At 35.6% G+C, this 13,628-nt stretch carries 6 protein-coding genes and 2 rRNA genes; 4 read left to right on the top strand and 4 right to left on the bottom strand.

Annotated elements, in window-relative coordinates:
• From BMY56_RS16705 to BMY56_RS16695, 3 genes are all read left to right on the top strand, one after another.
• Window positions 1-225, top strand: a 23S ribosomal RNA gene (locus BMY56_RS16705); the annotation flags it as partial.
• A 168-nt stretch (window positions 226-393) separates the two neighbouring features.
• A 5S ribosomal RNA gene (gene rrf / locus BMY56_RS16700) occupies window positions 394-505 on the top strand.
• 214 nt (window positions 506-719) lie between these two features.
• A protein-coding gene (locus tag BMY56_RS16695; protein ID WP_091626880.1) for an IS3 family transposase occupies window positions 720-1,900 on the top strand; the annotation gives its coding sequence in 2 pieces (ribosomal slippage) (window positions 720-978 and window positions 978-1,900; 1,182 coding nt in all).
• Between the two features lie 191 nt (window positions 1,901-2,091).
• Here the strand turns inward: BMY56_RS16695 and BMY56_RS16690 are convergent.
• From BMY56_RS16690 to BMY56_RS16675, 4 genes are all read right to left on the bottom strand, one after another.
• A complete protein-coding gene (locus BMY56_RS16690; RefSeq protein ID WP_091626878.1) occupies window positions 2,092-4,323 on the bottom strand; it encodes an Ig-like domain-containing protein in 2,232 nt (743 codons plus the stop codon).
• A gap of 128 nt (window positions 4,324-4,451) precedes the next feature.
• On the bottom strand, window positions 4,452-5,918 hold the full coding sequence (locus BMY56_RS16685) for a glutamate synthase subunit beta (RefSeq protein WP_091626875.1): 1,467 nt from the start codon (window positions 5,916-5,918) through the stop codon (window positions 4,452-4,454).
• Window positions 5,919-5,927: 9 nt separating this feature from the next.
• Window positions 5,928-10,436, bottom strand: a complete 4,509-nt coding sequence (gene gltB / locus BMY56_RS16680) for a glutamate synthase large subunit (RefSeq protein ID WP_091626872.1) — start codon at window positions 10,434-10,436, stop codon at window positions 5,928-5,930.
• A 319-nt stretch (window positions 10,437-10,755) separates the two neighbouring features.
• Window positions 10,756-11,895 carry an acyl-CoA dehydrogenase family protein gene (locus BMY56_RS16675; protein ID WP_091626869.1) on the bottom strand — a complete coding sequence of 380 codons (1,140 nt, stop codon included), beginning with the start codon at window positions 11,893-11,895 and terminating at the stop codon, window positions 10,756-10,758.
• 336 nt (window positions 11,896-12,231) lie between these two features.
• Here BMY56_RS16675 and nhaD point away from each other — a divergent pair, with 336 nt between their 5' ends.
• Window positions 12,232-13,602 (top strand): sodium:proton antiporter NhaD, encoded by a 1,371-nt coding sequence (gene nhaD, locus BMY56_RS16670; protein ID WP_091626866.1) that lies wholly within the window; start codon window positions 12,232-12,234, stop codon window positions 13,600-13,602.
• Window positions 13,603-13,628 lie beyond the last annotated feature (26 nt).

Raw genomic sequence — 13,628 nt, 5'->3', positions numbered from 1 at the left:
GGACCGGGTCGGACTGACCGCTGGTGCACCAGTTGTTCCGCCAGGAGCATCGCTGGGTAGCTATGTCGGGATCGGATAAGCGCTGAAAGCATATAAGCGCGAAACCGGCCACAAGATGAAATTTCTTTAAAGGGCCGTGGGAGATGACCACGTTGATAGGCTATAGGTGGAAGGGCAGTAATGTCCGTAGCCGAGTAGTACTAATTGCCCGTCAGGCTTGCGCACACGCCCGTCCCCTTCTTCGGAAGGGGACGGACGACGATCTTTACTTCTTTCTTTTTTATGATACGTTATTTAATACCATACGTGCTTTTTTCCTTTATAGGATCCTGTTCCATTCATGTCAACGATATTGCGGCGGAGGCCGCGATCGGGTACGTCCCGATCCAAAACTTAGGTGGCCATGGCGACGGGGCCCACCCCTTACCATTCCGAACAGGGAAGTTAAGACCGTTTGCGCCGATGGTACTGCTATACCAAGTGGGAGAGTAGGTAGCCGCCTTTTTCGAAAGCCCCTTACAGAAATGTAAGGGGTTTTTTTATGCCGTATTTTCAAATACCCTTTTTCGTATATTTAAGGAAAATCAATAGTATGCTGAAAAAGTTTTCACATTCTTGTTCTATCTGGTTGTAAAGAACAACATCAAATTATTGGACTTACTATATTTAACTGGACATAAGGTTAAGAGCGTGTTAGCCGTTTAAATTAACTTTGAAAAATGTCAAGAGAAAAAAGAAATTACACCGTAGAGTTTAAAGAAAAAGCTGTGGAACTTAGCTACGCACGTGGGAGCGTTGTGGAAATATGCAGGGAATTGGATATACCTACATCCGTATTGAGCCGCTGGCGCAGAGAATCGGATACTTATGGCAGGAACAGTTTTCCCGGCAAGGGAAATCCAAAACTGACGGACGAGCAACGTGAGATTGCCGAGTTGAAGAAAAGATTAAGGGATGCTGAACTGGAACGCGATATCCTAAAAAAGGCGATAGCCATCTTCTCCTAGGGCGACAGGAAAAATATAGGTTCATAAAACACTACAAATTTAAATTTCCAGTTGAGAAGATGTGCAAAATGTTCAAGTTAAGTAAAAGTAGCTATTATGATTGGTTGGTCAGGGGGCCATCCAAAAGATGGTCGGAAAACCAAACGATATCCTCGGTCATCCATGATATTTTCAAAGATAGCTTTGAGAGTTATGGGGCATCAAGGATCAAAGCGGAGCTCTCAAAAAAGGGATATAATGTTTCTAGACCTAGGGTAGCCAGGATAATGAGGGCCAATAATCTGTTTGCCAGAAGAAAGCGCAGGTTCAAGGTTACAACGGACAGCGAACACAACTATCCATTGGCCCGTAATATTTTGAACCAGAACTTTACGGTCTTTAGAAAGAACCAAGTCTGGGTTTCCGATATTACCTATATAGAGACTAAACAGGGATGGATGTATTTAACGGTAATCATAGATCTGTTCCATAGAAAGGTAATCGGATGGTCCATGAGCCAAACCCTAAGCACAGAGGGTACTATAATCCCAGCTTGGAACATGGCCGTTAAATCAAACGAAATCACAAAAGAACTCATATTCCATTCCGATAGGGGATCTCAATATGCCAGTTATAGGTTTACCGATATCCTGAAAAATCACAAGGCCCTTATAAAACAAAGTATGAGCAGAAAGGGTAATTGTTGGGACAATGCGGTGGCAGAATCATTTTTTAAGAGTTTAAAGGTAGAATGGGTCTACAAACATAGCTATAGCCTTAGATCGGAAGCTGAGCTATCTGTCTTTCAATGGATAGAAACTTGGTACAACAGAAGAAGAATGCACTCCACTTTGGGGTATAAAACTATAGAGGAATTTGAAACAGAAATGTACAATCAAAAAATAGCAGCATGACTCTTATCTAATTGTCCACTTTTTTGTTGCAAGTCGAAGATTTTGAGCCCAACCAAGATTGGTGGGAGAGTAAGGCTACAAAAGATAAGCTAATTGAGTTAAATAAAATGATAAGGCCGTCTTACAAGACGGCCTTATCATTTTATTAATTCCCACTGTAAATTACCTCTTCACGATTAAATGATGAAAATTTAGTAATTATTAAATGGGAAGTCCTGGTTTCTTCCATAGAACTTATATTGTGGGCCTTGTGTTGATGAATTTGTAAAAGAGTTAAACCAATCTGAAATATCAAGAATTTCGTTATTCTCTTTCAATACTTTTTGTATGTATGTATTGTAGTCAGCAATGTTTTCATATGTAAATAAAGAAACTGCAAAAATATTCAGAGTATTATTATCTTGCGCTTCTGTGACTGTATGGAATATATTATCCGGAATTTCCGGTATTATTACCTGGTTCAATTTTTTTGTATCATAAGTAATTGTCCAAGTATAGTTTGGGTTAAGATCTGTACTTTGGCAATATATTCGTCCTAATGTAGATTCTGAAAATTGGGTATTGATATACACTTTATTTCCTTCTAATGAATAATTTATTGAAACAGAAGGTATCTCATATGTTTCTATTGGAACTCCTCTTCTCTCCGTGTAAAAATTGTCCCATGCAAAAGTGTGCTTATACTTTAAAAAAGTTGTGTTTAAATCATAAGGTATGTTTTGATCATAGTTGAAAATATTCGGATTTGGGCTATATATTTGATGATAATTATTCATAAGATCATCTTGTAGCGTTGATGCTGCAAATATTTCTAAAATAAAATCATAAAATGTAAAATTTCCACTTGGAACATTTACATAATTACGTTCTATATTCTCGGTTGTAAAACTTGTTTTGTCCAAAAAACTACCTTCCGATATGGGATTGTCGAGCATTTTGTACTTGTATACACCGGAATCATTCATATATAAATAAAATATTTCGAAAGGTGATTGAGGACTCCATTCAGAGGTTGCAATTTCAAATTTTGTTCTCTCCGAATTTAGGTGTCCATAATAGGCTGAAGTCCTGGATGTGTTGTAGGTCTTACCATTAATGTATCTTCCTCCATTCGAAATTATATAATCATTCGAAAGAAAATTACTTGTAGGAATCTCAGATATATAGTCATCCTGTAAGTATTTGGGCGTTGCTAAGTTCAAAATTCCTGGATTAACCCGAGTAAGGTTTTGGTGTGTTGATATATATGCCGTATTGCTATAAGGGTTCTCCTCTAAATAAAAAGAAAGCATAAATTCCTGGTTATCCTCAAACTCTTCCTTAGTATTAAAAATAATTTGTCTGTCGTCCCTTAATATCTCCTTTGACTGTATTAGTGTACCATCCATTCTAGAAACGAATGCCACAGCAATTTTCATCCCATTATCAATTCTATTTTCCGGTATATTAATTGTAACTAATCGGCGGAATATTTGAATAGGTAACTCTAAAATCGACTCATTATCTAAGGAATCCTTAGCCGAAATTTTAATAAGTTTATCCCCTGTATCAAAATTTTCTGGATTAAAGTTCCATTCATAATCATTGCCATTTTCAAACGATAGTTGTTGTTCGTTATCAATGGAAAATGTAACATTTTTTATTGATGAATAATTATCTGTAATTTCAGGTTTAATAATTATGGTTTCATCAATTATTGAATTTACAATGAGGGATTCTATATTGATTTCTGGGCCTGCATTATCAATCAAAAATAGAACCTCAAAAGTCGCTATATTTTCAGCAAGGTCTACTGCCTCTATTTTGAGTATGTTTTCACCATCGGCTAATTCCAGTGTATTAAGATTCGTTTCAAAAACTTCATCGAAAATTTCTGAATACAGAATTTCATTTATATGAACATTGACTTTTAAAAGACCTTCATTATCACTTACATTAAATGTAATAATATTATCACTACCATTGATTAAAGAAGTGTTTTCCAGAGAAACATCTGAAATTAAAGGTAGTTCATTGTCTATATAAATTACTTGTTCTTCTGATGTTTCATTTCCATTGATGTCCGTAACAGTAATTCTAAGTATGTAATCTTTAAACTTAGAAGTTTGTGATATTTTAGAGTTATATCCTGAAACATCCACAATTATATTATATGGTGCAGTACTGTCTTCACCAACTTTTTCATCATTAATAAAGGCTTCTATTTTTGCGATACCACCATTATCCCTTGCATCAATTTTTATTTCAATTTGATTACTAACAACAATTGGTTCATTGGATGTCGAAGTTTTTGGGAATCCAACTATTGAAAACTCAACTTCCGGTGAAATGGTATCCATTTCTGATTCCTCAGTGTCTTGGGACTCGCTGGAACAAGAAATAATTACAAACGGAATTAGGGCAAAATAAAGATATTTCAGCATAGTTGGTGTAGGTTGTTTTAAACAAAGCTATAAATTTTAAAATTTATAGCTTTTATTTTTCGTTGAAGTGTTAATTTATAAACAAAAAAACACCCAATGTGGGTGTTTTACTCTTTATTGAATTATTGTTAAACTCGAGGCAAATCTCCATCCCCTTTTAAAGGTAAAGCAGATTCTCCCATAAGATACTTATCTACATGATATGCAGCTTGTCTTCCTTCTGAGATAGCCCAAACAATTAATGATTGACCTCTTCTTTGGTCTCCAGCAACAAATACACTAGGAATATTGGTTTGGTAATTGGCATCTGAAGCTTTTATGTTAGTTCTTGTATCCATTTCTAAACCAAGTTGTTGTGCTACTGTTTCTTCCGAACCGGTAAAACCTAAGGCTAATAATGCTAAATCACATTTCCATTCTTTCTCAGTCCCTTTTACCTCTTTTAATTGTGGACGCTGCCCTGGGGTTTTAATCCATTCTACTTCTGAGGTAATTAATCCTTTTAAATTTCCAGAAGCATCGCCAATAAATTTTTTAGTTGAAATACTAAAAAACCGTTCAGCTCCTTCTTTATGTGAAGAACTTGTTCGCAATCTCATTGGCCAAAATGGCCAAGGTTGACCTTCAGGTCTATCAACAGTACCCATAGGCATTATTTCGAAATTTGAAACTGATTTTGCTCCATGTCTAAAAGAAGTACCAATACAATCTGAGCCAGTATCTCCGCCACCTATAACAATTACATCTTTATCGGTTGCTTTTATTTCTTCACCTAAATCCTTTATACCATCAACACGTCTATTATTTTGACCTAAAAAATCCATGGCTTGAACCACACCTTTTAAGTCAGAACCTTCAATGGGTAGATTTCTTCTTATAGTCGCCCCTCCTGTTAAAACAATAGCATCAAAGTCGGCTTTTAAAGCATCTGCCTTAATATCTACTCCGATATGAACTCCGCAAGAAAAGATAATTCCTTCTTCTTTAAGTACATCTAATCGTCTATCAATTACACTTTTTTCCATTTTAAAGTCTGGAATACCATAGCGCATTAATCCACCTGGTTTTTCATCACGTTCAAAAACGGTTATAGTATGTCCTGCCCTATTTAATTGTTGGGCAGCTGCTAGTCCGGCAGGTCCAGATCCTACAACGGCAATTCTCTTACCAGTTTTAATTATTGGTGGCTCTGCAGTTATCCAACCATTTTTAAAAGCTGTTTCAACAATATTTTTTTCAATATTCTCAATACTTACCGGATCTTCGTTTATGCCTAGTACACAGGCCTCTTCGCAAGGTGCAGGGCATAGTCTTCCTGTAAATTCTGGAAAATTATTTGTAGAATGTAATATTTCACTTGCTTTTTCCCATTTACCACGATAAACTGCGTCATTAAAATCAGGAATTAAATTACCTAATGGACATCCACTATGGCAAAATGGAATTCCACAATCCATACAACGGGCGCCTTGGTCCTTTAGTTCTTTTTCAGGTATCGGTACGGTAAATTCTTTATAATTTTTTAATCGTTCTTCAACTGGTTGGTAATTTTCAATTTTTCTATCGAATTCCAAAAATCCTGTTATCTTTCCCATATTCCGATTTTAAATAGTTTGTAAATTTTCTTCCTCTAATCTGATCAAAGCCTGCCTGTATTCTTCAGGTAAGACTTTAATGAATTTTGGCAAATAAGATTCCCAATTCTCTAAAATTCGTTGTGCCAAGGGACTTGAGGTTGAGCTATAGTGACTTTCGATTAAATCTTTTAATTGCTTTATATCATTATCCTCGGTAACTTCTAATAGGTTTAAACCTTCAAGGCTGCAACGTTTTTTGAAAGTGTTATTGTTGTCAAGAACAAAGGCGATACCACCACTCATTCCTGCTCCAAAATTTCTTCCAACTTCACCTAAGATAACAGCAACACCGCCGGTCATATACTCACAGCCATGATCGCCAATTCCTTCCACGACAGCTTTTGCACCTGAATTACGCACGCAGAATCGTTCACCAGCTTTTCCATTTATATAAGCTCTACCCGCTGTAGCGCCATAAAGGGTTACATTACCTGTAATAACATTTTCCTCAGGAATAATAGTCGATTTTTCTGGAACTTTAATGACAAGTTTTGCTCCTGATAGACCTTTTCCTAAATAATCATTTGTATTTCCGTTCACGACCATTGTAAGTCCTCTTGTAGCGAAAGCACCAAAACTCTGACCTGCTGATCCAGTGAAATTAAGTCTTAACGTATTTATAGGTAAGCCTTCTGCACCATAGGTTTTTGAAATTTCATTACTTATTATTGCGCCAACAGCACGATCAGTGTTACAAATTGGGTAATCTAACGTTAGTTTTTCTTTTCTAAATAGCGAAGGATTAGCTTTCGCGATGATATCAAACTCAATAGATTTATAAATATCATGCTTTTGGTTTTCTGTATTATAAAATTTTGTTCCTTTTGGCACATCAACTTGATGCAGGATAGGTGTTAGGTCAATACCGGCAGACTTGTAATGGTCAATAGCTTTTTTACGATCTAATTTTTGAACTTGACCTACCATTTCATTAATAGTTCTAAATCCTAATTGAGCCATTATCTCACGTAATTCTTGAGCTACAAAATACATGTAGTTGACAACGTGCTCTGGCTTTCCTTTAAATTTCTTTCTTAGTTCTGGATTCTGAGTTGCAATACCTACTGGGCAAGTGTTGAGATGACAGACTCGCATCATTATACAGCCTGAAGCTACTAATGGTGCCGTTGCAAAACCAAACTCTTCAGCACCTAAAAGGCAAGCTATGGCAACATCTCTTCCTGTTTTTAATTGGCCGTCACATTCTAATACTATTCTATTTCTTAAATCATTAAGTACCAAGGTTTGTTGTGCTTCTGCAATACCAAGTTCCCAAGGTAGACCAGCATGTTTTAATGAGGTTAAAGGTGAAGCACCTGTACCTCCATCAAAACCAGAAACTAAGATAACATCAGCTTTTGCTTTTGCTACACCTGCAGCTACTGTACCAACACCAACTTCTGAGACTAATTTTACATTTATTCTCGCTTTTCTATTTGCTGATTTTAAATCGTAAATAAGTTGAGATAAATCTTCAATAGAATAAATATCGTGATGTGGCGGTGGGGAAATCAATCCAACATAAGGAGTGGAATTACGGGTCTTAGCAATTTCAGGGTTTACTTTTGGTCCAGGTAATTGGCCACCTTCTCCTGGTTTTGCTCCCTGGGCCATTTTTATTTGTATTTCTTTTGCATTGGTCAAATAATTTGAGGTTACACCAAATCTACCAGAGGCAACTTGTTTAATGGCGCTATTTCTCCAATCTCCAGTTGAGTTTTTATAGAATCGATTTTCATCTTCTCCACCTTCGCCAGAATTACTTTTTCCCCCAATTCTATTCATGGCTATAGCCAAGTTTTCATGTGCTTCTTTGCTAATAGATCCATAAGACATTGCGCCGGTTTTAAACCTTTTTACAATTTCTGTCCATGGTTCAACTTCTTCTAATGGTATTGGGTCGTAGTTAGAGAATTCAAATAGGCCTCTTATGGTCATTAAATTATGAGACTGCTCATTAACTAATTTTGAGTACTCCTTATATGTACCAGGTTCGTTATTTCGAACCGCTTTTTGAAGTTTTGCAATTGATACAGGATTGAACATATGTTTTTCTCCATCCCTTCTCCATCTATATTCACCACCAATTTCTAAATCTAAATTACCCGCTATTTCTTTTTTGCTAAATGTCTTATGATGACGAAGTGCAATTTCCTTTTCTATTTGATATAGTCCTATACCTTGTATACGTGTAGGCGTATTTGGGAAGTATTTTTCTACAACTTTGGTATTTATTCCAATACATTCAAAAAGCTGAGATCCACGGTAAGAGTTAAGTGTAGAAATACCAATCTTATTCATCACTTTTAAAATACCCTTGCCAACTGCCTTATTATAGTTTTTAATAGCCTCATCAAAGGTAATATCTGTAATATCGTGTTCTTCAATCTGTTCAGCAATTATTTCATTTACCAAATATGGATTTATTGCACTTGCTCCAAATCCAAATAGAAGAGCAAAATGATGTACCTCTCTTGGTTCTGCAGATTCAATAATTACACTTAATTTTGAACGTTTCCCAAGTTTTTGTAAACCACTATTTACAAAAGAGCATGCAAGAAGTGCAGGTATTGGCGCCATTTCTTCATTAATACTTCTATCTGATAATATGATAATATTAGCACCTTCATCAACAGCTTTCGATGCTTGGTCTAAAACAGATTGCAATGCATCTTCTAATCCATTATGGCCTTGCTTGATGGAGTATAAAATTGCAATAGAAACTACCTTATAATCTGGACTTACATCATAATTTTTAATTTTATCTAAATCTTCCTTTGAGATGACCGGATTTTGGATTTTCAATTTTCTACAATGTAATTCTGAAAATTCAAAAATATTATGATCACTACCTAGTGTTAAACTAATGTCAGTTATCAATTCTTCACGAATACCATCTAATGGTGGGTTGGTTACTTGTGCAAACAGTTGCTTAAAGTAATTATAAATTAATTGGGGTCTTTGTGATAATACAGCAATAGGCGTATCTGACCCCATAGATCCAATTGGTTCTTTTCCGGCTTTTGCCATTGGAAGTACAATGGTGTTTATATCCTCAAGTGTATATCCAAAAACAGATTTTCTTTTTTCTAATGTCTCCTCGCCAAGAAATAACGGGCAGTCATTATATGGTATATCCTTTAAATGAACCAGATTATCTTTTAACCATTTACTGTAAGGGTACTGTTTCGCAATTTTCTCCTTTATTTCTTCATCGTTAATAATTCTACCTTCTTCCATATTAACCAAGAACATTTTTCCTGGTTGTAATCTTCCGTGAAATTCTACATTCTCAGGGGTAATATCAACCACGCCTGTTTCTGAAGACATAACTACGTAATCATCTTTTGTAACTGTATATCTTGAAGGTCTAAGTCCGTTTCTATCCAAAACAGCTCCAATAAAGTTTCCGTCTGTGAAAGGTATAGATGCTGGCCCGTCCCATGGTTCCATCATGCATGAATGATATTCGTAGAAAGCTCTTTTAGCTTCTGACATTTCTGCATTTTTTTCCCAAGCTTCAGGAACCAAAATCATCATGACTTCAGGTAAAGATCTACCTGTCATTAATAATAACTCTACCACCATATCCATTGTTGCAGAATCTGATTTTCCAGGTAGTATAATTGGTAATATGTTTTTTATTTCATCACCGAACATATCGTTCTCTAACAATTCTTCTCTAGAGAACATACGCGAAACATTTCCTCTCAATGTATTTATTTCCCCATTATGACACATGTATCTAAAAGGTTGGGCCAAGTCCCAAGTAGGGAATGTATTTGTAGAGAATCGTTGGTGTACCAATGCCAATCTTGTAACAACTCTAGAATCCATTAAATCTGAATAATAAAGGCTTATGTCTAAAGGCATTAGTAAGCCTTTGAAGATGATTATTTTTGTAGATAAGCTAGGTACATAGAAAAATTTGCTTTCAGATAGTTTTGATTTTATTATCGTGTGCTCAGTAACCTTTCTTGCGATAAAGAGTTTTAGATTGAATTCAAAATAATCTTGCTCAGAATTTTCTTTGGCAACGAATATTTGTTTTACAAAAGGTTCGGTTTCTGCAGCAATTCTACCTGGAACCGAGCGGTTTACGGGAACATCTCTCCAACCCAATAATTTTAACCCTTGTTTTTTTATGTTTTCTTCAAATACCGAGATACAAAAATCACGCTGATTGGATTTTCTAGGAAAGAAAATATTACCCACGGCATAATCGCCGACTTTAGGCAATTCAAAACTGCAAACAGCTTGAAAGAAATCATGAGGAATATCTATTAAAATACCTGCTCCATCCCCAGTTTTACCGTCGGCACTTACAGCACCTCTATGTTCTAAGCGTTCAAGTATTTCTAACGCCTTATGAATAATGTCGTTAGATTTTTTTCCTTTAAGACTGCAAATAAACCCAGCCCCACAGTTATCATGTTCAAATTCCGGTAGATATAATCCTTGCTTCTTCAGTGTCATCTTTTGTGGTATTTCTTCAAAAATATCAATTTTATTGAATTATATTCAATGATTTGTAGTAATTCAAATAAAAAACTCAACGATTTAAATAAAATGCTAAAAAATCACTAATTCCGAATTTTTGAATGGTTCAATTTATCAGATTGATAAATTTAGGTTAAAATGTTTTAAATTTAGGAGTAAAATAGGGGGTGCCGGTGATTCATTTGAAGATTGTAACAATTTCACCCTTACTTATGAAGTGTTTAACAAAAAAATAGCGTCTATTAATTAATATCACCCCTATAATGGATAGGGGTGATTGGTAAAATTATGGTAATTAATTCAATATGCTTCTAGAAATAACAATTTTTTGAATCTCTGAAGTACCTTCATAAATCTGAGTTATTTTGGCATCACGCATTAGTCTTTCAACATGGTAATCTTTAACGAATCCATTTCCGCCATGTATTTGAACAGCTTCAACTGTGGTTTCCATTGCTACTTTAGAGGCGTATAATTTTGCCATTGCGCCGGATAGGTCATAATCTTTCCCATTATCTTTATCCATAGCTGCTTGATATACCAACAATCGTGCGGCTTGTATTTCGGTGTGCATATCGGCTAATTTAAAGGCAATAGCTTGGTGATTGCTGATTTGAGTGCCGAAAGCTTTTCTTTCCTGTGAATATTTCAAAGCTAATTCATATGCGCCTGCTGCTATTCCCAAAGCTTGTGCGGCAATACCTATTCGGCCTCCAGCTAAAGTTTTCATGGCAAATTTGAATCCGAATCCGTCTTCACCAATTCTATTTTCTTTAGGCACTTTAACATCGTTGAACATCAAAGAGTGGGTATCACTACCGCGAATTCCTAATTTATTTTCTTTCGGGCCAATTTCAAAACCTTCAGCACCTCGTTCTACAATAAGTGCGTTTATGCCTCGGTGTTTTTTTTCTTTATCGGTTTGCGCTATAACTATGTAAACACTTGCGGAACTTCCATTGGTTATCCAGTTTTTAGTTCCATTCAAAATATAATGGTCACCTTTATCAATCGCAGTTGTTTTTTGAGATGTTGCGTCGCTGCCGGCTTCAGGTTCAGAAAGGCAAAAAGCGCCAATTATTTCACCAGTAGATAATTTTGTCAAGTATTTTTCTTTCTGTTCTTCGTTGCCATATTGTTCCATTCCCCAACAAACCAATGAATTATTCACTGAAACGACTACCGAGGTAGATGCGTCTATTTTAGAAAGCTCTTCCATTGCCAAAACATATGATAGAGTATCTAATCCACTGCCACCATATTTTGGGTCGACCATCATGCCTAAAAAGCCTAATTCGCCAAGCTTTTCAACTTGTTCTTTTGGAAAACGCTGTGCGTCATCACGTTCTATTACCTCTGGTAATAGTTCTGTTTGTGCGAAATCACGTGCTGCTTGTTGAATAAGTTTTTGTTCTTCAGTTAATGAAAAATCCATGTACTTTGTGTAAAAGGTTATGGTAACAAATATAGAGATATACTAGTGAAATTATAAACTTTAAAATTCACTTTTGTTATATTTCGAACGAAAGTTTAATTGTTGTTGTGACAGTAAATGAATATTTAAGGTTTGGCTAAACGTTAAAATAGGGTCAATAAAATCCTGTTAAATATATAATTGGGTGATTTAAGTATTTGGATGTCAGATAACTTCGGTATTATTGTCAAATCATTAGGAATTCACATACAATTTTAAATATCTTTAGATGATTTAATTTTTTGGAAATTGAACCTATATTTGACACTTTAGTAGTTATTAAATAAACCAACGAACATGGAAACCATTATTATTATTGTTTTTTTGGCAGGATATCTCGCCATTACCCTAGAACACAACCTTAAAATAGATAAGCTTATTCCTGCTTTGGCCATGATGGCCATTCTTTGGGCTTTAATTGCATTAGATATTGATGGTTTTAATAGTTGGTTCGATACTGCCAAACAAGGCCTAGTGGAAGGTTTTGACAAGTTGAACCATGAGGGTAGAATGCATTTGATGGAAGAATCGCTTTTACATCATTTAGGTAAGACGGCCGAAATATTATTTTTCTTATTAGGTGCTATGACTATTGTGGAAATCATTGATTATTTCGATGGTTTTGCCACTATAAAGGGTTTTATTAAAACTAAGCAAAAAGGAAAATTATTGTGGTTATTTTCAATATTGGCTTTCGTGCTTTCGGCAATAATTGATAACCTTACGGCAACTATTGTGTTGATAACCATTCTTCAAAAGGTTATAAAGGATAGAGAAACAAAACTTTGGTTCGCAGGTATAATAGTAATTACAGCAAATGCCGGTGGAGCTTGGTCGCCAATTGGGGATGTTACAACAACAATGTTGTGGATTGCAAATAGGGTGAGTGCTGGTCAGTTGGTACTCCATGTACTTCTACCTTCATTGGTTTGTATGATTGTTCCTGTTATGATTGCAAGTAGGTTCAAAGTTTTTAAAGGTTTAGTGGATGGGGAATTAGATGATGAAAAATCAAAATCTAAATATAGCGGTGTTATGCTATATTTAGGGCTTGGAGCTATATTATTCGTTCCAATTTTCAAAACCATAACGCATTTACCTCCTTATGTAGGAATGATGTTGTCATTAGCAGTTGTAGCTACTTTTGCTGAAATTTATAGTAATAAGAAGTTTAGTATTTCTTCGATAGATCAGGAAGGGCAAGATAGCGAAGGGTATCATAGTCCTGTTCATCACTCTTTATCTAAAATTGAATTACCAAGTATTTTGTTCTTCTTAGGTATTTTATTGGCAGTTGCCGCTATGGAGTCTTTAGGTATTCTGTTTAACGCTGCAGGAGCCCTTAATGAAGCTATACCTAATACCGATATTGTTGTATTGCTATTTGGTTTAGGGTCTGCGGTTATAGACAATGTTCCATTGGTAGCAGCTAGTATGGGTATGTTCAGTGAGCCTTTAGATAGTCCGCTATGGCATTTTATCGCTTATTCTGCTGGTACAGGTGGTAGTATGCTAATTATAGGTTCTGCTGCGGGAGTTGTTGCAATGGGTATGGAAAAAATAGATTTTTTCTGGTATCTTAAGAAGATTGCATGGCTGGCATTTGCAGGTTTTATTAGTGGTGCCGTTGTTTTTATTTTGTTGAGAGATTTTGTGCTTAACGTATAATTTAATTTACTATTCATCGTTATAAA

Origin of the sequence: Maribacter orientalis (genome assembly GCF_900109345.1) — a bacterium.
GTDB classification, from domain to species: Bacteria; Bacteroidota; Bacteroidia; order Flavobacteriales; family Flavobacteriaceae; genus Maribacter; species Maribacter orientalis.
The sequence above is the reverse complement of the archived record's forward strand: the minus strand, read 5'-3'. Positions and strand labels throughout refer to the sequence as shown.

Excerpts from the sequence above, each read along its gene's own strand:
- BMY56_RS16690 (WP_091626878.1), bottom strand. The coding sequence starts at position 4,323 with ATGCTGAAATATCTTTATTTTGCCCTAATTCCGTTTGTAATTATTTCT.
- BMY56_RS16685 (WP_091626875.1), bottom strand. The coding sequence starts at position 5,918 with ATGGGAAAGATAACAGGATTTTTGGAATTCGATAGAAAAATTGAAAAT.
- gltB (WP_091626872.1), bottom strand. The coding sequence starts at position 10,436 with ATGACACTGAAGAAGCAAGGATTATATCTACCGGAATTTGAACATGAT.
- BMY56_RS16675 (WP_091626869.1), bottom strand. The coding sequence starts at position 11,895 with ATGGATTTTTCATTAACTGAAGAACAAAAACTTATTCAACAAGCAGCA.
- nhaD (WP_091626866.1), top strand. The coding sequence starts at position 12,232 with ATGGAAACCATTATTATTATTGTTTTTTTGGCAGGATATCTCGCCATT.